Source organism: Mycobacterium sp. OAE908, from assembly GCF_017872775.1.
Classification (GTDB): Bacteria; Actinomycetota; Actinomycetes; order Mycobacteriales; family Mycobacteriaceae; genus Mycobacterium.
The window spans coordinates 2,414,226-2,438,645 of record NZ_JAGGJL010000001.1 but is presented as its reverse complement, the minus strand read 5'-3'; the positions used below and the strand labels follow the sequence as shown (position 1 = coordinate 2,438,645).

At 65.3% G+C, this 24,420-nt stretch carries 22 protein-coding genes; 7 read left to right on the top strand and 15 right to left on the bottom strand.

Annotation, left to right across the window (positions count from 1 at the left end; genetic code table 11):
- Nucleotides 1-8: 8 nt before the first annotated feature.
- Nucleotides 9-1,175, top strand: a complete 1,167-nt coding sequence (locus J3E61_RS11895) for a 2-polyprenylphenol hydroxylase (RefSeq protein WP_210083679.1) — start codon at nt 9-11, stop codon at nt 1,173-1,175.
- Between the two features lie 20 nt (nt 1,176-1,195).
- Nucleotides 1,196-2,098 (top strand): aldose 1-epimerase, encoded by a 903-nt coding sequence (locus tag J3E61_RS11890; protein WP_210083678.1) that lies wholly within the window; start codon nt 1,196-1,198, stop codon nt 2,096-2,098.
- 170 nt (nt 2,099-2,268) lie between these two features.
- Here J3E61_RS11890 and J3E61_RS11885 read toward each other — a convergent pair whose 3' ends face one another.
- From J3E61_RS11885 to dnaK, 4 genes are read right to left on the bottom strand one after another with little or no spacing between them, the layout of a single operon-like run.
- Complete coding sequence (locus J3E61_RS11885) at nt 2,269-2,652, bottom strand: MerR family transcriptional regulator (RefSeq protein ID WP_192725692.1); 384 nt, start codon at nt 2,650-2,652, stop codon at nt 2,269-2,271.
- On the bottom strand, nt 2,652-3,818 hold the full coding sequence (gene dnaJ, locus J3E61_RS11880; RefSeq protein WP_192725693.1) for a molecular chaperone DnaJ: 1,167 nt from the start codon (nt 3,816-3,818) through the stop codon (nt 2,652-2,654). Before dnaJ ends, J3E61_RS11885 begins: the two co-directional genes overlap by 1 nt.
- Before the next feature lie 40 nt (nt 3,819-3,858).
- The gene (gene grpE, locus J3E61_RS11875) at nt 3,859-4,482 is read right to left on the bottom strand and encodes a nucleotide exchange factor GrpE (RefSeq protein ID WP_210083677.1); all 624 of its coding nucleotides are present in this window, start codon (nt 4,480-4,482) and stop codon (nt 3,859-3,861) included.
- Nucleotides 4,479-6,344 carry a molecular chaperone DnaK gene (gene dnaK / locus J3E61_RS11870; protein WP_192725695.1) on the bottom strand — a complete coding sequence of 622 codons (1,866 nt, stop codon included), beginning with the start codon at nt 6,342-6,344 and terminating at the stop codon, nt 4,479-4,481. Before dnaK ends, grpE begins: the two co-directional genes overlap by 4 nt.
- A 402-nt stretch (nt 6,345-6,746) precedes the next feature.
- Here dnaK and J3E61_RS11865 point away from each other — a divergent pair, with 402 nt between their 5' ends.
- Nucleotides 6,747-8,078 (top strand): hypothetical protein, encoded by a 1,332-nt coding sequence (locus tag J3E61_RS11865; protein WP_210083676.1) that lies wholly within the window; start codon nt 6,747-6,749, stop codon nt 8,076-8,078.
- 33 nt (nt 8,079-8,111) lie between these two features.
- Here the strand turns inward: J3E61_RS11865 and J3E61_RS11860 are convergent, their stop codons facing one another.
- The 4 genes from J3E61_RS11860 to J3E61_RS11845 form a co-directional block, all read right to left on the bottom strand.
- On the bottom strand, nt 8,112-9,629 hold the full coding sequence (locus J3E61_RS11860) for an amino acid permease (protein WP_192725697.1): 1,518 nt from the start codon (nt 9,627-9,629) through the stop codon (nt 8,112-8,114).
- Between the two features lie 20 nt (nt 9,630-9,649).
- Nucleotides 9,650-9,901, bottom strand: a complete 252-nt coding sequence (locus tag J3E61_RS11855) for a hypothetical protein (protein WP_210083675.1) — start codon at nt 9,899-9,901, stop codon at nt 9,650-9,652.
- Nucleotides 9,902-9,989: 88 nt separating this feature from the next.
- A complete protein-coding gene (locus J3E61_RS11850) occupies nt 9,990-11,222 on the bottom strand; it encodes a glycosyltransferase (RefSeq protein WP_210083674.1) in 1,233 nt (410 codons plus the stop codon).
- Complete coding sequence (locus tag J3E61_RS11845; protein ID WP_210083673.1) at nt 11,223-14,414, bottom strand: AAA family ATPase; 3,192 nt, start codon at nt 14,412-14,414, stop codon at nt 11,223-11,225.
- Between the two features lie 134 nt (nt 14,415-14,548).
- On the opposite strand from J3E61_RS11845, the gene J3E61_RS11840 reads away from it, so the two are divergent.
- From J3E61_RS11840 to J3E61_RS11830, 3 genes are read left to right on the top strand one after another with little or no spacing between them, the layout of a single operon-like run.
- Complete coding sequence (locus J3E61_RS11840) at nt 14,549-15,265, top strand: MBL fold metallo-hydrolase (RefSeq protein ID WP_210083672.1); 717 nt, start codon at nt 14,549-14,551, stop codon at nt 15,263-15,265.
- A complete protein-coding gene (locus J3E61_RS11835; RefSeq protein WP_210083671.1) occupies nt 15,262-15,801 on the top strand; it encodes a hypothetical protein in 540 nt (179 codons plus the stop codon). The genes J3E61_RS11840 and J3E61_RS11835 overlap by 4 nt, the downstream gene beginning before the upstream one ends.
- A 9-nt stretch (nt 15,802-15,810) precedes the next feature.
- Nucleotides 15,811-16,431 (top strand): TIGR03085 family protein, encoded by a 621-nt coding sequence (locus J3E61_RS11830; protein ID WP_192725703.1) that lies wholly within the window; start codon nt 15,811-15,813, stop codon nt 16,429-16,431.
- Here J3E61_RS11830 and tpx read toward each other — a convergent pair whose 3' ends face one another.
- The gene (gene tpx / locus J3E61_RS11825; protein ID WP_192725704.1) at nt 16,432-16,935 is read right to left on the bottom strand and encodes a thiol peroxidase; all 504 of its coding nucleotides are present in this window, start codon (nt 16,933-16,935) and stop codon (nt 16,432-16,434) included.
- An 89-nt stretch (nt 16,936-17,024) separates the two neighbouring features.
- Between tpx and J3E61_RS11820 the strand changes: the two genes are divergently transcribed.
- Nucleotides 17,025-17,966, top strand: coding sequence for an LLM class F420-dependent oxidoreductase (locus J3E61_RS11820; RefSeq protein ID WP_210085520.1), 942 nt, complete (start codon nt 17,025-17,027; stop codon nt 17,964-17,966).
- Nucleotides 17,967-18,029: 63 nt separating this feature from the next.
- Here J3E61_RS11820 and J3E61_RS11815 read toward each other — a convergent pair whose 3' ends face one another.
- From J3E61_RS11815 to J3E61_RS11790, 6 genes are all read right to left on the bottom strand, one after another.
- Nucleotides 18,030-18,440: a hypothetical protein gene (locus J3E61_RS11815; protein WP_210083670.1), complete on the bottom strand. Its 411-nt coding sequence runs from the start codon at nt 18,438-18,440 to the stop codon at nt 18,030-18,032.
- Nucleotides 18,441-18,543: 103 nt separating this feature from the next.
- The gene (locus tag J3E61_RS11810) at nt 18,544-18,921 is read right to left on the bottom strand and encodes a hypothetical protein (protein ID WP_210083669.1); all 378 of its coding nucleotides are present in this window, start codon (nt 18,919-18,921) and stop codon (nt 18,544-18,546) included.
- An 88-nt stretch (nt 18,922-19,009) separates the two neighbouring features.
- Nucleotides 19,010-20,494, bottom strand: coding sequence for a dynamin family protein (locus J3E61_RS11805; RefSeq protein ID WP_192725707.1), 1,485 nt, complete (start codon nt 20,492-20,494; stop codon nt 19,010-19,012).
- A 78-nt stretch (nt 20,495-20,572) separates the two neighbouring features.
- Entirely contained in the window at nt 20,573-22,432 is a 1,860-nt protein-coding gene (locus J3E61_RS11800; RefSeq protein ID WP_210083668.1) for a dynamin-like GTPase family protein, read from the bottom strand.
- A 101-nt stretch (nt 22,433-22,533) separates the two neighbouring features.
- The gene (locus J3E61_RS11795; RefSeq protein ID WP_210083667.1) at nt 22,534-23,565 is read right to left on the bottom strand and encodes an IniB N-terminal domain-containing protein; all 1,032 of its coding nucleotides are present in this window, start codon (nt 23,563-23,565) and stop codon (nt 22,534-22,536) included.
- Nucleotides 23,566-23,844: 279 nt separating this feature from the next.
- Nucleotides 23,845-24,396 carry an Rv0340 family protein gene (locus J3E61_RS11790; protein WP_210083666.1) on the bottom strand — a complete coding sequence of 184 codons (552 nt, stop codon included), beginning with the start codon at nt 24,394-24,396 and terminating at the stop codon, nt 23,845-23,847.
- Nucleotides 24,397-24,420: the final 24 nt, after the last annotated feature.

The following is a 24,420-nucleotide window of genomic DNA, read 5'->3' as shown; positions in this document are numbered from 1 at the left end:
CGGGCGGCGTGGGACTCGAGGACCGTGACGCGCTGCTGCTGCTGCGCAACGCCGTCGATCCTGCGCTGGGGTCCGATCCACTGATCCGGCGGTTCTACACCCGCTGGTTCGCGATCGACACCTCGGCGCGCGACCTCTTCCCACCCGATATGGCCGCACAGCGCGCAGCGTTCGCCACGGCGATCACGTGGTTGTTCTCCGAGTTGATCGCCCAGCGCGCCGAGGAGCCGGTGGCCTTCCTCGCGCAGCTGGGCCGCGACCACCGCAAATACGGTGTCTCGCAACGGCATTACGACAGCATGCAGGACGCGCTGTTGACGACGTTGCGCAGTCACTTGATCGAGAGTTGGGACGACAGGCTCGCAGGCGCCGCCCAAGACGCCGTCACGCTGATCACCGGGGTGATGCGCGGCGCGGCCGACGCCGAGAAGGGACCACCCTTCCGCGACGGCACCGTCATCGAGCACCTGCGGATCACCCGTGACGTGTCGGTGGTCCGGTTGCAGCTGGATCAGCCGCTGTACTACCACCCCGGCCAGTACGTCACGGTCCAAGTGCCGCAGTGGCCGCGACGCTGGCGCTACCTCAGCCCGGCGATCCCGGCAGACCGCGGCGGCGCCATCGAGTTCCACATCCGCTCGGTCACCGGTGGCATGGTGAGCACCGCGATCGTCGGCGAGACCAAACCGGGCGACCGCTGGCGGTTGTCCAACCCGCACGGGGGCATGCACATCGACAGGGACGGCGGTGATGTGCTGATGGTCGCGGGCAGCACGGGCCTTGCGCCGTTGCGCGCGCTGATCATGGACCTGACCCGCTACGGCGAGAACCCGCGGGTGCACCTGTTCTTCGGCGCCCGCTATCCCAGCGAGCTCTACGACCTGCGCACGCTGTGGCAGATCGCGTCGACGAACCCGTGGCTGTCGGTGACGCCGGTGTCGGAGTTCAACACCGATCCGCCGTGGGCCGCCGACTATCCCGACGTCGAGCCGCCGCGGGGTCTGCATGTGCGACAGGCCGGTCTGCTGCCGGATGTGGTGACGCGCTACGGCGGCTGGGGCGACCGGCAGATCCTGATCTGCGGTGGGCCCGCGATGGTGGAGGCCACCAAGGCTGCACTGGTCGCCAAGGGCGCACCGGTTGAGCGCATACAACACGATCCACTCGCCAGCTAGGCGTGGCAGGATCGGCAACCATGCCGGAGTTCGAGACCGTCACACTGCGTGACCCGTCGTCGTCGTTGTCTGCGACCTACGTGCCCGGCGCAGGCATGATCGGCACGTCGCTGAAGGACGACGGCGTCGAACTGCTCGGCCAGCGCCGCGGACTGGACGCCTATGTGTCGGCGGGCAAGACGATGGGCATTCCGCTGTTGTATCCGTGGGCAAACCGGTTGAGCGCCAGGGCATACGACGTCAACGGCGAGACGGTGACGCTCGCGCCGGACGCCTACGGTGTGCGCGTCGACAACAATGGCTTACCGATTCACGGTCTGCTTGCGGCGTATCCCGGATGGCGGACACAAGAGGTCTCCGAGCAGAAGCTCACGGCTGTATTGGATTTCGGTGCGCACGACGAACTGCTTGCCAGCTTCCCGTTCCCGCATCTGCTCGAGGTGGCCGTTGAGCTGTCTGCACGGACGCTGACGGTCAGCACGACGGTGACGCCTACCGCGGACAAGGCCGTGCCGCTGGCCTACGGGTATCACCCATACCTGCAACTGGCCGATGTGCCGAGAGCCGAGTGGCAGGTCGAGATGCCCACGATGCGTCACCTGATACTCGACGACACCGGCATTCCCAACGGCGCGGTGTCCGAAAGCCCAGCTGTTGCAGAGCCGTTGGGCGACAAGCTGTTTGACGACGGTTTCGATCAGGTGTCCGAGGGCGCAGTGTTCGCGGTCTCCGGCGGCGCGCGTCGGCTCGAGGTGTGCTTTGAGCGGGGTTACCCGGCGGCACAGGTGTTCGCGCCGGCGGGCGAGACGGTCATCTGCTTCGAGCCGATGACCGCGCCGACGGATGCTTTGCGAAGCGGCGGCTACCGCAGCGCGCAGCCGAATGAGCCGGACACCACGGTGTTCTCGATCAAAGTGGACTGAAGGCCCGGCCGGGATGCGAGTTGCCCGGCTCGTAGCGACAATGGCGTTTGCGCAGTTCAGCGTGTTATCGGCGTGAGTCGAATCAGCGACAAATTCCGAGCGAACCGCAGGTCAGCGGGTTGTCGCTACGAGGCGGGCACATCGGTAGTCACCGAGAACCGTGTGCCGCCCTAGCGTTTGTTGCGCGGCTGCCAGACGACGACCGCTGTGCTCTTCGGCACCACCGCGACATCGCGACGCTGGCGCGCCCGCAATTCCTCTAGCTCCTGGGACATTTCGCGAATCCGCGACTGCAGCGCCTCGACCTGGTTCGTCAGCTCGATGATGCGCTTGATACCGGCCAGGTTCACGCCCTCGTCCTGCGACAGCCGCTGCACCTCGCGCAGTAAATCGACGTCGTGCTGGGAGTAGCGGCGCCCGCCTCCCGAACTGCGTTGCGGGCTGACCAGGCCGAGCCGGTCGTACGTGCGCAGCGTTTGCGCATGCATGCCGGCCAGCTCGGCGGCCACCGAAATCAGAAACGTACGGGCTTCGTCGCTGCGTTTGGATGCCATCACGCACCTGCCCATCCGGCGCGCGGATCAAATCCACTGGCGCGCTCGGCTTTCGCGTAGGCCTCCAGCGCCTCGGCCGCTTCCCCTTCGAGGTTCGGCGGCACCGCGACCTTGACTGTGACGAGCAAGTCGCCGTGCCCACCGGAGCGCTTCGGCACCCCACGTCCACGCACCCGAAGGATGCGCCCGTCGGATGTGCCCTTGGGCACCCGAACACCGACTTTGCCTTCCAGTGTCGGCACCGAAAGCGTTGTACCAAGCGCCAACTCATGGAATGCGACGGGAACGGAAACCGTCAGGTCATCACCGTCACGACCAAACACCTTGTCCGGCCTGACATGAACGGTCACATACAGGTCGCCCGATGGCGCTCCGCGCAGACCAGCCTCGCCCTGCCCCGCCAACCGGATCCGTTGGCCGTCCTCGACGCCCGGCGGAATCCGCACGTTGATGGTGCGGGTACGGGTGGTCACCCCGGTGCCTTGGCACTCCGAGCAGGGGTGCTCGATGATCGACCCACTGCCCCGGCATTCGGTGCACGGTTCGGAGAAGCCGAACGCGCCCTGGTTGCGGCTGACGACGCCGGACCCGTTGCAGTTCGGGCACACCTTCGGGCTGGTGCCCGGACGCGCCCCGCTGCCATGGCAATTCGTGCACGGCGCCGGGCTGGTGAGCCGCAGCGGCATCGCCACACCCTTGGTGGCCTCCATGAACGACAGCTCGGTCTCGGTCTCCAGATCGTTGCCGCGCCGCGGCCGACTGGGCCGAGGCTGAGCGCCGCGACCGAACAGTCCGCCGAACAGGTCACCGATGTTCGCGCCGCCGGTCTGCCCGGCCGCGTCGAACAAGTCGTTCAGGTTGAACTCGGCGCCGTCGCCGCCGAATCCGCCGAAGTTCCCGCCGGAGAAGCGGCCCCGGCCGAATCCGCCGCCTGCGAACAGCCGTCGGGTTTCGTCGTACTCCTTGCGCTTGGCCGGATCCGACAGCACGCTGTGGGCCTCGGACACCGCCTTGAATCTCTCTGCGGCGCTCGGATCGGAGTTGGTGTCGGGATGTAGATCGCGGGCCAACTTCCGGTACGCCCGCTTGATCTCGTCGGCGCTGGCCTCAGAGGAGACGCCGAGCTCCTTGTAGAAGTCCTTCTCGACCCATTCTCGTTGGGCCATACCGCGTCACCTCCTTACCTGTTCTCAGTAGTAATTGTTCTTACGATTCTGCGGCCTGATCGGTCGGCTCGTCGCCGTTATCGGGCGTGTCTTGGCCGCCGCCGGCTTCCTCGACGTCCGGAACCGTGTCGACCACACCGACGAGGGCATGGCGGACCACCTGGTCGCCGACCTTGTAACCGCGGCGCATCACCGAGCCGACGATGGGATGGGTCCCCTCGCCCTCGTGCTGAACGGCCTCATGCAGTGCCGGGTCGAATTCGTCGCCCTTGTCGCCGAAGCCGGAAAGCCCAAGCCCCTCAAGCGCGGTCGCGAGCTTGTCGGCGACCGACTTCAACGGGCCGGACTCGAGGTCCCCGTGGCTGCGGGCGCGATCGAGGTCGTCGAGCACCGGGAGCAGTTGGGTGACGACGGCGACCTTGGTCCGCTCGGCGGCCAACTGCTGATCACGCAACGCGCGCTTGCGGTAGTTGTCGTACTCCGCCTTCACCCGCTGCAGGGTGGATTTCAGCTCGGTGACTTCTTCGGACGTCGATCCCTCCGCCGCCGGCGCCGGCCCACTGGGGGCCGGGCCGGTAGCGGCTTCACGAATTTCGCCAGTCTCGGGATCGATACGCCGTTTGTCGGTGACAGTCACCGGCTCGTGCGAATCGTTCTGGCTCACTTGTTCTCCCGGTCATCTTCGACAACCTCGGCGTCCACGACGTCGTCCTGCGAAGGCCCGGCCGAACCGGCGTCAGACCCTGCGCCACCGGCGCCCTGGTCGGCTTGGGTGGCCTCGTAGATGGCCTGTCCCAGTGCCTGCGACTCGACACCCAACTTCTCCATCGCGGACTTGATCGCCGAGATGTCGGTGCCTTCGAGCGCTGACTTCGCTTCTGCGATGGCACTGTCCACCTTGGTCAAGGTGTCCTCGGGAACCTTGCTTCCGCCTTCGGCTTCGCGCTGCTCCTTGACGAACTTCTCCGTCTGGTAGACCAGCGACTCCGCCTGGTTGCGGACGTCGGCCTCCTCGCGACGCTTCCGATCCTCGTCGGCGTGCGCCTCGGCATCCTTGATCATCCGGTCGATCTCCTCCTTGGAAAGGCCGGAGCCCTCCTGGATTCGAATCGTGTTCTCCTTGCCGGTGCCCTTGTCCTTGGCCGTGACATGCACGATGCCATTGGCGTCGATGTCGAAGGTGACCTCGATCTGCGGCACACCGCGCGGAGCCGGCGGGATACCGGTCAGCTCGAAGCTGCCGAGCAGCTTGTTGTGCGAAGCGATTTCACGCTCACCCTGATAGACCTGGATCTGCACCGACGGCTGATTGTCGTCGGCCGTGGTGAAGGTCTCCGACCGCTTGGTCGGGATCGTGGTGTTGCGCTCGATCAGCTTGGTCATCACGCCGCCCTTGGTTTCGATACCGAGGGACAGCGGCGTGACGTCAAGCAGCAGAACGTCTTTCACCTCACCCTTGAGCACGCCGGCCTGCAGGGCGGCGCCCACCGCGACAACCTCATCCGGGTTGACGCCCTTGTTGGGCTCCTTGCCGCCGGTCATCTCCTTGACAAGGTCGGAGACAGCGGGCATACGCGTCGAACCGCCGACGAGCACGACATGGTCGATGTCGGCCACCGAGATTCCGGTGTCGGCGATCACCGACTGGAACGGCTTGCGCGTGCGGTCCAGCAGATCCTGTGTGATGCGCTGGAATTCGGCGCGCGTCAGCTGCTCGTCGAGGAACAACGGGTTCTTGTCCGCATCGACGGTGATGTAGGGCAGGTTGATCGACGTGCTCTGCGAGCTCGACAGTTCGATCTTCGCCTTCTCGGCGGCCTCACGCAGCCGCTGCATGGCCATCTTGTCCTTGGTCAGGTCAATGCCGCTGGTGCCCTTGAACTTTTCGACGAGCCAGTCGACGATGCGCTGATCCCAGTCGTCGCCGCCGAGGTGGTTGTCACCCGAGGTCGCGCGGACCTCGACGACACCCTCACCGATTTCGAGCAGCGAGACGTCGAAGGTACCGCCACCGAGGTCGAAGACCAGGATGGTCTGTTCCTTCTCGCCCTTGTCCAGCCCGTAGGCCAGCGCCGCGGCGGTCGGTTCGTTGACGATGCGCAGCACGTTGAGCCCGGCGATCTGCCCGGCCTCCTTGGTGGCCTGACGCTGGGCGTCGTTGAAGTACGCGGGGACGGTGATCACCGCGTCGGTGATGTCCTCACCGAGGTAACTCTCGGCGTCGCGCTTCAGCTTCATCAGCACGCGCGCGCTGATCTCCTGCGCGGTGTACTTCTTGCCGTCGATCTCAATGGACCAGTCGGTGCCCATTTCACGCTTGACCGACCGGATGGTGCGGTCGACGTTGGTCACCGCCTGGTTCTTGGCGGGTTGTCCGACCAGCACCTCGCCGTTGCGCGCGAACGCGACAACCGACGGAGTGGTGCGGGAGCCCTCCGAGTTGGCGATCACAACCGGGTCGCCGCCTTCAAGTACCGCGACGACGGAGTTGGTGGTCCCGAGGTCGATTCCGACCGCACGAGCCATGGTTTTGCCTCCTGAATAGTCCTGCTAGGGGTCTGAGTGCACCGCACTCAAGACTGCTCCGATCGACCCTACCGTGTCAACCCAGACTTGAGTCGAGTTCACTCAACTGTCGAAGTGGTCAACGGCAGGTCGGCAGCTTTTGTTCCCGGGGCCTTGGGTGCAGGAAGTCGCAGGCAGCACGTGTGCGATGGCCAAGCTGGTTTTGCCGACTGTCACGCCAGGATCGCTGTGGCAGGCGTCGGCCTGCACGGTACAAGTGCCTTCAGTGCAATAAGCGAGATTGGCGACGCATTTCGTCGCCCGCGGATCGATGTGATGTAGATCACGCTTTGAACAAGCTGTGAACCACACGGATCGCGTAGCCGTGACCGGAGGTAGTTCACTCGGGAAGGAAACCCTGCAATGGCGCATGCGGCGATGAAGATGACGACAGCCTTGGCGACCGGTTTACTCGCGGCAGCCGCCACCAGCCTGCCGAGCGACTCGCCACTTCGGGTGCACACACCGGAGGTGCATCCTCTCGCGCTGACGTCTGCGGCGGTCGACGCCACCACTGTCGCGACGCCGAACAACCTGATGGCCGCCTCGGCGGAACTGCCTGCGATCGGTGTCCGCACACTGTCGAACAGCTTCGTCGCCGCCGACGTCTCCGTGAAGCCGGAGGTGGCGCCTGCGCGAAATACGTTGTTCACCAGTCACTTTCACGCCACTATCAATGTCCCGGCCAGCAGCCGTGCGCTCCGGCCACTGATCGCGTCGGCGACGCCGGGAAGTCACGGCGGCATCGGCAAGTCGACAGCGGTGACGGCGTCCATTGCCGGCATTGATTCGATCGGCGCGCTGGTGGCCGTATTCGTCAGCAACGGCACCGCCGACCATCCGAACGCCGGCCTGTTGATCGGCAACGGTGCCGACGGCGCACCCGGACAGAACGGGGGCAACGGCGGGCTGTTGTTCGGCAATGGTGGCAGAGGCGGCGACGGCGTGAACGGCGGGCAAGGCGGCCGCGGCGGGAATGCCGGGCTGGTCGGCAATGGCGGCGACGGCGGCAACGGCAGCGACTTCACCACCAAGGACGGCGTGGCCGCCTTCGGTCGGGACGGCGGTGACGGTGGCAACGGTGGCCGGTTGTTGGGCAACGGCGGCAACGGTGGCACCGGCGGCAACGCGCAAAACCTCGATAAGGGCGGCACTGTCGGCGGAGTCGGTGGCAACGGCGGCAGGGCGGGCGCAATCGGCAACGGTGGCGACGGCGGCCACGGCGGAGTTGCGTTGAGCGGCTCGGGAACCGCGCGGGGCGGCCGGGGTGGTACCGGTGGCACTGCCGGTGTGGCAGGCAACGGCGGCAACGGTGGCGGCGGTGGCGGAACCAACAGCAACACCGGCAACGCCGTCGGCGGTAACGGCGGCACGGCCGGTGCAGGAGGGGCGACCTTCGGTCGCGGCGGCAACGGCGGCGACGCGGGCGGTGGTCGTGTCGGCGGCACCGGCACCGCCACCGGCGGCAACGGGGGCAACGGCGGTGACAGCCACGCCATCGGACAAGACGGCGGCGCAGGCGGTACCGGCGGCAACGCGTCGGCCCCCGCGGGCACCGGCGTCGGCGGCAACGGCGGCAACGCAGGGCATGGCGGAATCGGCGCCGGTGACGGGCCAGCCGGCATCGGTGGCACCGGAACGGGCAGCAACCCGGCCAACAGCCACAACGGTCAGAACGGCACTGGCGCGCCCTGACGAATCAGCGAATTAGCTGCGCGACAACCGGAGTCAGTCGTCCTTGGGGTCTTTGTCGTCCTTGTCGTCTTTGTCGCGCGGCAGCGGCCGGTTGGCGACAACGGGGAACTGGCCGGTGAAGCCTTGCCGTTCCCTCGCTACCTCCAGCACGCGCCCCCGAACCGCATACCACCCGACGATGAGCGCCGGAATGATGATGACCAGCGCGGCGACGGTCCAGGTGCCGATCGGCGGGTCGAATGCCATCAGCACGATGACGCCAACCAGGAACGCCAACGTGGCATAGCCGGTGTACGGGGTCCCCCACAACCGGAAGGACGGCCGCTCGAGGATGCCGCGTTTCGACCAGCGGTAGAGCTGGATCTGGCAGATGACGATGGTGCCCCAGGAGGCGATGATGCCGAGGGCCGCGATGTTGAGCACGATCTCGAATGCCTGGCCGGGCACCAGAAAGTTGAGAACTACGCCGAACAGCCCGACGGCCGCCGTCAAGAAGATTCCGCCGTACGGCACGCCGCGGCTGGACATCACCGCCGTGAATTTCGGTGCGCTGCCGTTCATTGCCATCGATCGCAAAATCCGGCCGGTCGAGTACAACCCGGCGTTGAGACTGGAGAATGCGGCGGTCAGCACGACGATGTTCATGACCGTGCCCGCGCCCTCGACGCCGATCTTGGAGAAGAACGTGACGAACGGGCTCTCGCCGGGCTTATAGGTGTTGTACGGGAGCAGCAGCGCGAGCAGGAACAGCGAGCCGACGTAGAAGACGGCGATACGTGCGATCACCGAGTTGATCGCACGCGGCATGATCTTGTGCGGGTGCGCGGTCTCACCGGCCGCGGTTCCGACGAGTTCGACTGCGGCGTAGGCAAATACGACGCCGGACATGACGATCACCAGCGGGAAGAGCCCGGCGGGGAAGAGCCCACCGTTGTTCGCGATCACGCTGAAACCGGTTGACTGCCCTTGGATGTGGTAGCGGCCCGCCAGGAAGATGGTGCCGGCGACCAGAAATGTCAGCAGCGCAAGCACTTTGATGGCGGCAGCCCAGAACTCGAGCTCGCCGAACAAGGTGACCGAGATGAGGTTGATGCTCACCACGGCCGCGAGCGCTAGCAATGCGAACAGCCACTGCGGGACAGCCTCCAGCGCCTTCCAGTAATGGAAGTAGGTGGCGATCGCCGTCGAGTCGACAATGGCCGTGAACGCCCAGTTCAACCAGTACATCCAACCGGCGACAAACGCTGCCTTCTCGCCGAGGAATTCGCGAGCATACGACACGAAGGATCCCGACGATGGCCTGTGCAGTACGAGTTCGCCCAGCGCGCGCAGGATCAGGAAGACGAAGATGCCACAGAAGGCGTAGCTCAGGAACAGACCGGGTCCGGCGTTGTGCAGTCGGCCGCCGGCACCGAGGAACAGACCCGTACCGATGGCACCGCCGATCGCAATCATCTGCAACTGCCGGGGTTTGAGGCCCTTGTGGTAACCCTCGTCCTCCGCCGTCAGCGCGGAGTTGTCGTACTCAGACTGCTTTGGTGCGGTTGTCATCGGCCGAGTCCTCGCTCTAGTCAGTTTTGGGGCGGCGCAGGATCAATCGGGTTACCACGGGGATCCCACTGCTCCGGGGGTCCCGGCGTATCGCTGACGTCACGAAACGTCATGACGAAACCGCACACGGCGACGACCGCGGCGATCGCGTAACCGATTATCGAATACCAACCGGCGTGCAGATATGCGGTCACCGCGACGATGAACATCGCCAAAAACACGAGGGTCATCCCGATCAACGGAATCTTTGCGAACAAATCAACGCGTGCCATCTGACCCACCTCGATAGACCGAACGACGGTGTACCAGTGATACACCTTCCAGTGGTGCGGCGCTCGCTAAATGGAATTACGTGCGTGCTCAGCCGGCATGAAGTCCGAGCGCGCGCTGCTCGAAGAGATCCGCTCCGCGGGCCAGACCGCCGGTAGCCGCAAAGCCCTCAGCAACGCGTTTTGCGCCCTCGGTCATCGTCATCGCCTCTCGCACCTTGGCGCGAAGGCGTTCCGCCGACAGCTTTTTCGCAGGCAACCGAGTCCCGCATCGGGCTACCTCGACGCGTCGCGCAACCTCGAACTGGTCACGGCCGAAGGGCACGACGCAGACGGGCACCCCGTGCAGCAAGGCTTTTTGAGTTGCGCCCATACCGCCGTGCGTCACCGCACACACCGAGCGGTCGAGCACAGGACCGTGTGGGACGAGCCGGCAGACTGTGGCATTAGGCGTCGCAGACAGCGCGTTTGGTTCTGCGGCGGGAAGGGTCGCAACCACGTGCACCGGTTCGTCGGCCAGGGCAGCCATCGCGGTCTGAACAAGGTTGTCGTCGCCCTGTTTTTCCGACGACGTCGTGACGAGGACGATCGGCCGGTCGATCGACGTCAGCCACGTCGGGGCAGTGTCTGCCGGATCAAGTGCGCACGGCCCGATCATCTGTACCGCGTCGCCATAGTCGGCATGCGGATATTCGAACGGTTTGCCGCTCGCGACCAGCATCAGCGGTGCGCGACGCCAGAACTCGTCCATCGAACGGACTCGCTGCAATCCGATACCTTCGCGAGCCGCGTTCAGAGCGGGCAACCCGCTGTTGACTGTGCCGCTCATCATGGTCCGCAGTAGGGTGTCGCGAACGCGCCCGACGACACTGGGCAACGGTTTCAGACCCGGGCCGAAGGGCGGCATCCCGTCTGCGCGCAGCAGGGGTGTGAAGGGTGAGAAGCAAGCCCATGGGATGGTGCCGGCTTCTGCGGCGGACAGCGCACCCCAGCACAACACGTCCACGAGCAGTGCATCCGGCTTGACGTGTTCGACTGCATCGGCGAGGTCGGCTATTTCGAGCGGAGCGCGCCTACCGAACACGGCGAACGCGCGTTTCAGCCCGTCGGGCGCCTTGTTGGCCTTCCAATCGTCGTGTTCAATCGCCGCGATCCGCGGGTCGATGGTGTCGGTGTTGAACCCGAGGTGTTGGCCGGTCTCTACAGCGGCGCGCAGCGTGCGTAGATGGATCTCATGGCCGCGGCGCGCCAACTCCGAGAGCAGCGCGCTGATCGGCAACGCGTGCCCCAATGCGGGCGATGTATACGCCAAGATCCGTGCCATCTATGTCTCCCTCCCTGTACCAGCCATTCGGCGTGCCTCGGCGAGCAGCCCACGGGCGTCAAGCTTTTCGCACAGCGCAAGGTAGTCCTTGCTCAGCTCGGCGCAGCTTTGGGAATCGCCCTCCGCCTCCGCCAACAAAGCGCTCGACTTGAGCCACCACAGATCTGCGACGGGAATGTCAGGCCGTCGGACCTGCCAGTCATCCAGCAGTGCGTGAACCTCTGCTAAGTCTTCGGCGCCCCCGCGATCGATCAACAACTTGACGAGTGCATCCCCGGCACAGCCGATTTCGGCGCGCAAGCCGCCATCCATGTGAAGCGCGACCACGTTGCGGAGCTCATCGATTGCTTCGTCTCGTCGCCCGTTGCGCGCGGCCTCCATACCCAGATCCGCGGCGATGGCCGGCATCAGATTCGTCGCCATCACGTCGTGCCTCGCTATATTGGCGCGCGCGCGTTCGAGCACCTCGATCGCCTCGTCGCGGGACGCCTCATCCGCGCGTAATAGGGCTGTACCGTAGGCGAATTGGGCGGTGATGATGCCGCAGATGTCACCGAACGATTCAGCGCGCCGCAAGGCGGCGCGCATCTCGTCGATCAGTTCTGCGGGTTCGTACATTCCGAGGACGACCGCGAGACTCAGAAACGACAACATGATCGCGTAGCTGACAGGAGCCAGATTGCTGGCGTATTCGATTCCGTTCCGGAGATTCCTTCTACCGTTTTCGTAATCGCCGCGGCACAATTCGATCACACCGCGAAATGCAAACGTTCCCGCAAAGTCGAGGGTGGGTTCGCCGTCGTGCGGGCGCGCCTCCATCGCATCGACCGTCGCCAGCGCCGCGTCGAATTCGCAGTTGGCATGATACGCACGAATGATCGCCACCAACATGATGTCGATCTCCGGCACCGCATCCCAATCCATCTGGCGCAACGTGCCTTCGAGTTCCCGGGCCAACGCGGCGGCTTCAGGAACGCGGGTTTCGTTGAACGTGAACGACATGATGCGTCCGGCCGTCGCGATGCCGAACGACCTCAGGTCGCCGACCTGTAATGCCAGTTCCCGTAGCTCGCGATATTGCTCATCGCCATCGGCGTCGATGCCGACGAAGGACTCCGTCGAGATCAACATGGTTCGTGGCGCGATCCGGATCTCGATGATGTCGTCGTAGTCATCGGGCAACTGGTCGGCAAGGCGACGTGCGCTCAACCACTGAGCACGCGCGGCTGGAAGGTCCCGCGACCGAAGCCACGCCGCCGCGCGCATGTGCCAGCGGTACGCGTCGACCAGTTCGCCTGCCGCTTCGAAATGTGTCGCGATCAACGCCGCATTCTCGTCGCCAGCAGTGGGATCGCGCGCCTCGATCGCCCTCGCCAGGCGCCGATGTGCCTGCGCACGGGTGGCGCTCAGCTGCGATTCGTAAGCCACCGTCCGCACCAGCGGGTGACGGAAGCAATACCGTTGCCGCGGAATGAATTCAGTCTGATCGATCATCTCGGCCGACACCAACTCAGCCATCGCAGAGGACATCGCATCCGGAAGCAGCGCGTGCAGAGTATCAACATCAAAACGGTTGCCGATCACCGCCGCGGCGTTCACTATCGCCTTGGCCTCTGCCGGCAGCCGGTCGATGCGCGCCGCCAGCACGGCTTGCACCGTCGCGGGCACGCCGATCTCATCCACCCCGCCGGCCAATCGATAGCCGCCACGGCTGCCCATGAGCACACCACGGTCGGCCAGATCTCGGACTATTTCTTCGACGAAGAACGGATTGCCAACTGCTGCAACGGCAATTCGGTCGACGAGAGGGGCGATCGAAGGGTCGCTGCCCAACAGCTGACAGACCAGCCGCATCGCCATCGCATCGGGTAGCGGCTGCAGAGTGACCGTCTCGGTCGCGTGCTGCTTCAGCCCACCTCGATACTCCGGACGATACGTCGTCACGAAAATCGACTGCGTCGCAGTGAGCGCAGCGGTGAAATCGGCGAGCACCTCGTCGCTGGGCGCGTCGATCCAATGCGCGTCCTCCAGCACGAACAGCAGGCGATCAGGTCTTGCCGACACCGCCTCCGACATCATCTCCACCAGCCGGCGACGACGACCGTCCACGCTCACCTGCAACGCCGGCGCGTCGGCATCGGCGATGCCCATCACGTCGAACAGAATCTGTGCGTCGGCCGAATCCGGTTCCAGAGATCCATTGCACTGGGCCAGTACGCGCGCTCGAGCGTCGGCATCACTGAAACCGTCCACCGTGAACAAAGCCCGCAGCAGGCGTGAGACGGCGCGGAACGCCACCGTGATGGTCGGCGCGTCGCAGCGGGCAAGGACGATCGCGGCGCCCGCACGTTCGGCCCACGCGCTGAATTCGGCGATCAGTCGGCTCTTACCCAGCCCGGCCGCGCCCTCCACACCCACCAGATGACTGCTGTTGGTTTCGAAGATGCGCTGCAGGCGATCCAAGTCGGCATCGCGCCCCACCATCGCACCTTCGTTGCGCCCCAACACCATTTGGCGCGAGCCGACTGCGAGAAGGCGACGGGCGGGCACCGGCGCGTCGGATCCTTTGATCACCACTTCCTCGACAGGCGCAAGGTGGGCGACGCCGTCGACCAGTCGCGCGGTCGACAACGAACACAACACCCCACTCGGAGGCGCGGCGGATTCCATCCGTTGCGCCATGCCGACCGGGTGGCCCACCGCCGTGTACTGACCGACACCAGAACCCATCGAACCGGTGATGACCTGACCGGAATTCAGGCCGGCGCGAACCTCCAACCGCACCCTGTCGAGGCGGAAAACCTCGACGGCGAACTGCTGAGTGACCGTCTGAATCTCCAACGCTGCGATACACGCCCGCAGCGCATGGTCTTCCAGCGCCACCGGAGCACCGAACAGCGCCATCAATCCGTCGCCGGTGAACTTGTCCAGCGTGCCCTGATAACGCTGCACCACCGCCGCGGCACGGTTGAACAACTCGTTCATGATTTCCCGCAGGCGCTCTGGGTGCAGCACCGCGGCCAGCTTCATCGATCCGACCACATCGACGAACAGCACCGTCACCTGTTTGTACTCGGTGACTACCGGCAAACCCACCGGCGAACCGCATACGTCGCAGAAGCGCGCCTTGACCCGCAGGTCGTTTCCGCACGACCCGCACCGACTCGTCGCCTCATCGACCGGACTGACCATCCCCCGCAACTCTCCGTCGCAACTGTCCCATGATCGCCTACCCCGACGCACCTCGATTAGCTTTCGCCGGGCGAACTCTCACGGAGAGCTTCATTACCGCGACAACATGGGCCTTCGGAGCGGACCATCGAACCATGCAAACGGAAGTTGTTGAGATCGCAACAGATATCTACCGGCTCTCCACCTATGTTGCGGACGTCCCGCCGAGGGGCTTCACCTTCAACCAGTTCCTGTTGACGGGCGACGAACCGTTCCTCTTTCACTGCGGGCACCGACACTTGTTCCCGGTGGTGTCCGACGCCATCAACCGGGTCGTCCCACTGGAGAAGCTGCGCTGGATCTCATTCGGTCACGTCGAAGCCGACGAATGCGGTGCGATCAATCTGCTGTTGGCCGCCGCGCCCAACGCCGAAGTCATCCATGGCGCGCTGGCCTGCGCGGTATCACTCAATGACCTGTGCGACCGCGTACCGGTGATCGCGCCCGACGGCGTACATGATGTCGGCGGTCACCGGCTGAGGTTCATCGCCACTCCGCACGTCCCGCACAACTGGGAGGCCGGCCTGTGGTTCGACGAGACGACGTCAACGCTGCTGGCCGGGGATATCTTCACGCAAGTCGGCCAGGGGCCGGCAGTCACCGAATCCGACTGTGTGGCACCGGCATTAGAGGCCGAAGAGGTGTTTCATGCGACAGGGCTGACGACGAATCTGGGTCCGACGCTTGAACAGCTCGCCCAGCTGAACCCGACTACGCTGGCCATCATGCACGGTTCGTCCTACACCGGTGACGGCGCCGCGCAACTGCGGGTGCTCGCCGGCGAATACGCCCGGATGGCGAGCACTGGATGACGCCACGGCAGACATTTGCTCTCGTCCTCGCCTTCGCCGTACTGACGGGCTGCCAGACCAGCACCTCCGGCACGCCCGTGATCAATCCAACGGAGCCCACCGAGCCGAGCTTTCCGACCAGTCGGCCCGCCAAGCCGACGGCCGCACCGCCGAAGACACTGACACCCGCGCCGAGCCGTACTCCGAATGCGCCAGGTGGGGAGGAGCTGACGCCGGAGAACGGCTATGTGTTCATCGAGACGAAGTCGGGCAAGACGCGCTGCCAGCTCAACAACGCCGAAGTCGGGTGCGAGGCGGAGTTCACCAACGCGCCCGTGCTCGACGGCACGAAGGCCAACGGGGTCCGCGTCAACTCGAACGGTGAACTCAGTTGGCTCGTGGGCAATCTGGGCGACATTCCCGTGGTCAGGCTCGACTACAAGACCTACTCGGCGGTCGGTTGGACCATCGAGGCCAGTGAAGAGGGCACCAGGTTCACCAAGGACGGCACCGGCCACGGCATGGTTATCGCTGTCGAAGGCGTGCAGGCGTTCTAGAGTTTCACCATGACTGCGGCTCAGCGCGAACGCGCCGCCCTCGTGGACACGATGCGCAACGTCGGCCCCAACGCACCGACGCTGTGCGGGGACTGGACCACCCGCGACCTGGCCGCACACCTTGTGGTTCGAGAAGGCAGGCTGGATGCGACGGCAGGAGTCGTCGTCCCGTTCCTCGCCGGTTACACCGGCAGGGTGCAGCGACAGGTCACGAAGACCACCGCATGGGACGACCTGCTTGCCAAGATCGCCTCCGGCCCGCCGCTGTATTCGCCGTTCAAGCTTCTCGATCCGGTTGCCAACCTCGGGGAGATGTTCATTCACCACGAGGACGTCCGCCGAGCCCAAACCGGTTGGGAGCCAAGGCGACTCGACGACGCACTGGTCAAGGCGCTGGGCCGCGGTCTTCCACTGATGGCCAGGCTGAGCCTGGGCAGGTCACCGGCGCGGGTGTCGCTTCGTACGCCGGACGGCAAGACGCTCGCCACCGTCGGGAACGGACCGGAGCTGATCGTCACAGGTGAACCCGAGGAACTGCTGCTGTTCCTGTCCGGACGTGACGAGGTACGGCTGACGTTCTCCGACGCGCAGGCGGCCCAGGCGGTCCGCACCGCCCGGCGCAGCCTGTAACTAGACCGAGGCGCCGAGCGCGTCGAGTCCGGCGTCGTAGCTGGGTTCGGAGGCGATCTCGGGAACCAGCTCGCTGTAGGCGACATTGCCGTCCGCGCCGATCACGACAACGGCGCGGGCGAGAAGACCGGCAAAGGGGCCGTCGGCGATCGTGATGCCGTAGTCCTCTCCGAAGCTTCCGCGGAACGCCGATGCCGTGGTGACGTTCTCGATGCCCTCTGCGCCGCAGAACCGCTTTTGAGCAAACGGCAGATCGTTCGACACACACAGCACGGTCATCCCGCTGGCCTGTGCCCGCTCATTGAATACCCGGACGCTGGTGGCGCAGACCGGCGTATCGATTGACGGAAAGATGTTGAGCAACAACGGCTTACCGCGGAACTGCTCGCTGCTCACCTCGCCGAGGTCGGTGCCGATCAGGGTGAATTGGGGAGCGGGAGATCCGACGGCGGGCAGTTCGCCGACGGTGTTGATCGCGTTTCCACGAAGCGTTATCTGTGCCATTCGTACAGTGTGCCAGCGGCGGGGCCGCGGCTCATGTCAGGGGTCGGCGATCAGGGCTGCGGTCGACGACCTCCATATGCCGCCCTAGGCTGGCGGTCGTGGATTTCCGCGTCTTCGTCGAGCCCCAGCAGGGCGCCACCTATTCCGACCAACTCGCCGTCGCCCGCGCCGCCGAGTCGCTGGGTTATTCGGCATTCTTCCGGTCCGACCACTACGTCGCGATGAGCGGCGACGGGCTGCCCGGCCCGACCGACTCCTGGGTGACGCTGGCCGGTATCGCGCGCGAAACGTCGACGATCCGGCTGGGCACGATGGTCACCTCGGCGACCTTCCGTCATCCGGGGCCGCTGGCGATCTCGGTAGCGCAGGTCGACGAAATGAGCGGTGGCCGTGTGGAATTGGGCATCGGCGCGGGTTGGTTCGAGGCCGAACACCAGGCCTATGCGATTCCGTTCCCGCCGCTCGGCGAGCGCTTCGACCGGCTGACCGAGCAGCTCGAGATCATCACCGGACTCTGGACGACGCCCGTCGGCGAGAAGTTCGACTACTCCGGCGGGCAGTACACGGTGGTGGAGTCGCCGGCGCTGCCCAAGCCGGCGCAGACCCCGCACCCGCCGATCATCATCGGTGGCGGTGGCGCCAAGCGCACCCCGGCACTGGCGGCCCGGTTCGCCGCCGAGTTCAACATCCCGTTCGCGCCGCTGGACACGGCCAAGACGCAATTCGAGCGGGTGGCCGCGGCGCTGGCCGAGGCGGGTCGGCCTGCGGACGCGCTGACGTACTCGGCGGCGTTCGTCGTGTGCGCAGGACGCGACGACGCCGAGATCGCCCGGCGCGCGGACGCCATCGGACGCGAGGTGGACGAACTGCGCAGCAACTCCCCGCTGGTGGGAACCCCTGCGGAGATCGCCGACAAGCTCGGGCCCTATGTAGATGCCGGCGTGCAGCGGTCTTACCTGCAGCTTCTCGATATGTCCGACCTCGACCACCTGGAGTTCTTCGCCTCCCAGGTCGTGCCGCAGTTCGCCTGACCCGGCCGCGGGGCCGAACCCGCGGCTACTATCACTGGCCATGGCAGGCGCGGACCCCGACGACTACGACGACGAGTCGTCGGAAACGCCGTGGTACAACCGCACGCCGAACGTCATCGGGGCGAGCGTTGCGGGCATCGCCGCGATCGGAATCATGATCGCGGCGGTGACTTTTGTGTCACGCCAATTCGACGAGCCCGAGCAGGCGCCGCTGAATTTCGTCGATCCGTCGTACTCGGCGACCGCCAGCCATTCGTCGACGACCACCACCACCGCGACGATCACCAGCACCAGTCCGCCCGTCACCACCGACATCGACGGGCCGTCATCCACCACGTCGTCGTCTGACACATCCAGCACGGACACGACGAGCACCACGCACACCGCATGGACGCAGCCGTACACGCCGCCGAGCGGCGAGGAGTCTTCGCCGTCGACGACGCGCCGCGGGCCGCGCACGAATGTGACGCGCACGCTCTATCCGCAGCCCTGACCGCCTACTATCAGAGCCCGTGGCGCGCTACGGACCTCCCGACGATCCGAACAATCCCGACAACCAGCCGACCGCATACCTCAACTACGGCGATGCCGGTGCCCCGTCGGCAGACGTTGAGCCCTGGTACCGCAAACCGGTAGCGCTGGTGGCGTTCGGTGCGGTCGGCGCTGTGGTGGTCGCGTTGATCATCTTTGGTCTGGTCAAGCTGCTCACCGGCGGCAGTTCGCCCGAGCCTGCGACCACGCTGACCCCGATCACCCGCACCACGACCTCGGCGACTGCACCAACGACGACCACGGCGACGACGACGGCGCCGACGACCACCGAGCAGACCACCACCACAACGACGACCGAGCCGACGACGACAACCACCACGACCACGACGACCACAACCACGACGACGACCGAACCGAGCGTCAGCACGAGCGTCAGCACCAGCACGAGCACCAGTACGGTCACTCAGACCGTTACTGTCCCACCCCCGCCGTGAGGTTTAGCGGGTTGATCACTCACGCCAGGCGTCAGTAATCAACCCGCTAAGCCCGAATCAGCGTCCGCGTGCGGCGTATTCGGCGACCAGCGCCTCGGCGCTACGCACCGCGGCGCGGCATGCGCGAGTGGTGAACGGATCGTTGAGTGGATGGTCGGCGCGGCGCCGCCACCGCTGGGCCGCCGCGAATGCCGCCCGCGGCCCGTCGTAGGGCGCATCGGGCTGCAGCCCCAGCCTGCTGGCCGCGTCGGTGCCGGAGCCGCCGATGATGCGCCGCAGTGAGGCGATCTCGTCCTCATTCAAAGTCGTTGCGCGCGAACGCAATGCACTCAACAGGCGAAGCTCTTCGAAGGCATGGGTGTCGGCGAGCAGCGGGTCGATGTCGGCGAGGATGTACGGCGTCGCATAGATCGGGTTGGTCTGGACGAACTGGCGCAGCGACAGCAGCGCGGTGTGTGCCTTGAGCAGATCCGACCGTTGCGCGAACTGTTGGTCGATGACGTCGCGCAGCGCCACCAGCCCGCTGCGTTCCAGTAGTTCGTCGGCAAGCGCCACCGAATCGCTGACTCCGGCGCGCAGCACCGCGATCGAAATCCTGATGCCGAACATGCCGAACCGGTCCAGCAAGGCTGCGCGGGTGGCGGCGTCGACAGGCAACGAACTGTCCTCGCGCACGAAGCGGTCCACCGAAAGCATGGCCTTGGTGAGCTCGACGGCATCCACCCCGGACAACTTCTCCAGCGCGACGAACTCGCTCTGCCGCAACGTGCGGGCGGTCAGCGCCAGCAGACCGGACACCGGCACCACGGCCTGACAGATGCCGGTCTTGTCCATCTCGGCGGTGAACCGCTTGGCGACGTCCTTGGCCGACAGCATCGCGTCGATCCGGCCCGCGCCGATCTCGTCGGCCCGCGACGCGACCCCGATCACGCCGAGCGCGCCTGCCGACCCGCCCACGAGTTCGCCGATCTGCTTGAGCAGCGCGATGTCCGCGGCGTTCAGTGTGCGCAGCAGGAAGACCACCGCGTCGACGCGCGGCACCCCGTCCTCGGGCACCAGCAACCGCAGCGTGCGTTGTGAGACATCCCGGTTCAGCGACGACGTGCCCGGGGTGTCGATGATCGTCGAGTCGATCAGCTCGGCCGCGGGCCACTCCACGTCCAGATCAGCGACATCCTCGGGATCAAGCCTTGCGAAGTCGAATGTCAGCCCACCGTCGCGGGCGATCGGGACGTTGGAGCGTCTGCCCCCGCGGTGGTTGGCGGTCACCTTCGGGATGGGACCGTGCCGGAACCAGGTGACGATGCGGGTGGCCTCGGTCGCGTCGGTCGGCGCGATGTCCTCGCCCACAAGCGCATTCACCAGCGTCGACTTACCCGCTTTCAGCGTGCCCGCCAGCGCGATTCGGATCGGCTGGTTGAGCCGGTAGCCGATGCGCTCCAACTCGTTGTGGACATCGGGCCGGTGCTGGTAGGCCGGATCGTTGCGGTAAGCCTGAATGGTCCCGCCCAGGATCGCGCGCACCTGATCGCTAGTGCTCATCTCGCGCTACTCACCAAAGTCCCCTGGCTGTCCTCCGCTCGGCAATGACCGGAGGTCCAGCTTAGAACGTGTCGAGGCTTACGACGTCCCCACCGGTTGACGGGGTGCTTCGGTGGCGCCCGGCGCCAAGCTGACTGCGTGCTCGGTCACCTGTTTGAGAATGTTGAGCTGACGCTCGAGTTCCCTGATGCGGGTATTGCGCTCGGCCTCCTCGAGCTGTGCCGAGGCGATGTTCGCCTGCAGCGACTCGTTCAGCGATCGGGTTGTCTGGTTGGCGATGCCGCGGTAATGGTCGCGAAGCTGACGCTGAATTCCCTTGAGCCGGTCGCGGGATTCCTTCGTCACCACGAACGAGACGTCGTCGATGAACTTTCGCATGTTCATCTTCGCCTCGCTACGCACCCGCATCATGCGGTTCTCCATGTCGTCCTTATAAGTCTTGCGGCCCAACAGAAGACCGGCGCCCAGCGACAGCGGGTTGAACATGCCCAGCCCGACGAACGAGCTCAGCATGCCGAACATCAGCACGCCGCCGTAGGAGCCGCGCATACCGGTGACGACCTTGTGGCCCGCCTTGATCGGCTTGGCCTCCAGCCTGGACAGCGATTTGATTTCCCCAAGGCTGGCGCCCATTTCGCGCGCATCGAGCTGCGGCATGTCGACTGCCTCCAGCCCTGCCTCGACGAACGTTCGCGCGACTTCCTGCGCGAGCACCTCGGCGCGCTGATAGGCCCAGACGAAGTTGTCGCCGACCGCGGTGGCGATGGCGTTCTCCAGCTCCGCGCCGATCTCGGCCCAGTGATGGGTCGGATCACACGTGTCGATGACGTGTTCGGTGTGCTGGGTGATGGCGCGGAACCTGCCACGCAGGTCATGGTCGACATCTGCTGTCAGATCGGCGATTCCGTCGTTGAGCACCTGCTGCCACAGCGCGGTCTGCTGCAACGCCTCCTGCGCTTCCTGCTTACGCCGCTCCAGCTCGGCCTTCTGCCGTTCACGCGTATCCGGATCGTTGAGTGCCGACAGTTCGGAATTGGCCGTGAGTGTCAAATGTTCAGCAGCAGAGCGGATCTCGGCGAGCACCTGGTCGCGGACCCTGTCGTTTTCCCTTGACAGCACCCTCTCGCTGAGGAACTTCACGATGGCGGGGAAGTTGGACTCCTCGTTGAGTTCCTTGTCGTTCAGCTGGATCGCATGGCTGCGAAGCAGCGACGACGCCGGGATCATCGGGATCGACAAGCCTGCGCGTTGCAGATGGCCCTTGTCAGCTTCGACGATCTGCCGCCAATGCGGGTACAGATCGATCTTCGTCGCGACAATCGTTGCGACGGGACAGATTTCGAACGCCTGCCGGATGAACGTCATCTCGGGTTCGGTGAACTCCTGGCTGGTGTCGCTGACCATCAGCATCGCGTCCGCGTCGGGCAGCAGTCCAAGGGTCGCCGACAGGTGTGGCTGGCCGTGGCCACCGACGCCGGGCGTGTCGACGAACACCAAACCGCCCTTGAGTAGCGGGCTGTTCGCAGTGACCGCGACGCGCAGCACCTGCCTGCCCCCTGCCGCGGGGTGGCGACGCAGATCGTTTTTGATATCGGCGATCGGAATCTCGATCGCCTCGGGTTCGCCATCATCGGAGGCCGCCACAATCAGCTTCGCGGTGGCCTGTTCGCCGTAGGACACCATCGTGGCGACCACCGTGGTTTCGTCATCACCGACGCGCGAAACCGGAACATTCAGCAGCGAATTGAGCAATTGACTCTTGCCCTGTTTGAGCTGGCCGGCGATCACGACGCGAATCTGCGGATCACTGATCCGATCTTTGGCCCTGACCATCCGCTGAGCCAGATCACCGCGACCCTGCGTCTCGGCGATCTTGGTCGTGTGGTCGATCAGTTCAACGATGACCTTGACCTTGCGGGGGTCATTCGGTTGCGTCATGGTGTCCCTTTTTGATTGCCGCCGTTTCGTCAACGGTAGGCGTGCCAACTGGCGGGGACCTGAGGTTGGTCCCCGCCAGTTGCGCTATTTGGTTGTCTCGATCAGAAGTGAATTCCGGTGTCCACGTGGGTGTCGATGTCCTGGTGCACGGAGTTGTCGGTGTGAACCGAGCTGTCGTTGTGGCTGTCGTGCGTGCTGTTGTCCGTGTGCACCGAGTTGTCGTCGTGGTGGCTGGCGTCGACGTTTCCGCCAACGTTGCCGCCGTGAGTGTCGACCGTGGTGACGTCGCCGCCTCCGGTGTTGGTGCTCGTGGTCTGCGTCGGCGAGATGATCACTGCGCCGCCGCCACCGGCGTTGGCGTTGCCACCATCGGCGCTGCCGCCACCGCTCAGGATGCCGCCGCCGCCGGCGTGGCCCCCGCTGCCGCCCGCGGCATTGCCACCGCTGGTGTCGATGTCGCCGGTCTTCACGACCGGGCCCTCGTTGCCGGAGATGACGTCGCCGCCACCGCTGTTGTGGATGCTGCCGGAGCTGTCGCTGGTGTTGCCGATGCCGCCGGACTGCACGGTCGAGCCCTCACCCGCGAGGATGTCGCCGGTGCTGTTGCCGACATTGCCGTCGCCGGTCACGTTGCCCTCACCGTGGACATTGGTGTTGTCGATGTCGCCTGCGGTGCCGGTGTTGATCACGCTGCCGTCGGACGCGGTGTTCGTGGTCTTGTCGCCGAAGGTGATGTCACCGAAGTCCAGGTTGACGCCGCCCTGCTGAACGTCGTGGCCGGCGTTCGGGCTCAGCACGTCGTTGTGGCTCAGCGTGTCGTTGTTGCTGAACGCCTGGTTGTGGCTGAGCGTGTCGTTGTTGCTCAGCGTCTCCGGGGCGAAGCTCGGCGCGTACTGCGGGGTGAAGGCGATGCCGTGAGTCTCGGCGACCGCCTGCTGCAGTCCGTGTACCGGGTTGCCACCGCCGTGGATGACCGCGGCGGGCGCCACCGTGGCGGCCACTGCGTTCACCTGTGCGGCGGTAACGCCCGAAACGCCGGCGTTGGCCATTGCGCGGTCGGGGTCGTTGACGAAGTTCTGGGCCGCAACCGGGTCGCGGAAGAGGTCGAGAATCCAGTCGATCACGTTGGTCATTTCTGTGGTCCTTTTCTGTGTGGGTTTTCTTGAAAGCTGGTCGCCGGGCTGTCCGGCGAACTGGTGACAACGTTATGGAGCCGACGGCGTTGAAGAAACGGGGTCGAATCCCCTCCCTGACCGTATTCACTCCGGGGTTGGGGTGGGGGCCCCGTTAGGGGATTAGGGGGTGGTTAGGGATCTAGTGGGGCGTTGTTTGAATCAGAAACATTTTCGCAGCTCAAACACACAAAATGCGCGGCCCGTGCGGACCGCGCATCGTGCGATGGAGCTGGTGTTTTACGTTTCGAAGATGTCGAACCCACCGTGGTCGGGCTCGACGTGGTGATCCTCGGGCGCGGAGTGGCTCCAGTCGTCCTCGGCATGCGCTTCGATGGCCGGCGCGTCGTCGATGACCGGGCCGTCGAAGTGCAGCGACGGATCGTCGGCACCAGCCAAGTCCGGCACCCCGGCGTCGGCGAGCATGTCGATGCCCGAATGCACGGCGGCATCGGGATCGGTGACCAGATTGTCGACCACGGTGTGAGCGTCGTCGACTGCGACCGTAGGCACATGATCGTCGAACGCATCGAACGCGGCCGTGGCAGCGCCACTTGCCCAAACATTGCTGGCATGATCGTCGATCACGGTGTCAGCACCCCCCGAGGGTGCTGACGGCACTGCCATCGACAGCGATTCCGAAACGACCGGAATCAAATTGTTGACGTCCACACTGGTCACATCGCTCAGATGCGCGTCGGCGATCGCCTGTCCCGGATCAGCAGCGTAGGCTGCGGCGGCGTCGGGGTCGCGCACCAACGACATCACGAAATCGAGTAGCGAGTTAGCCATGGAAACCCTCCTTCCCATTGCAGA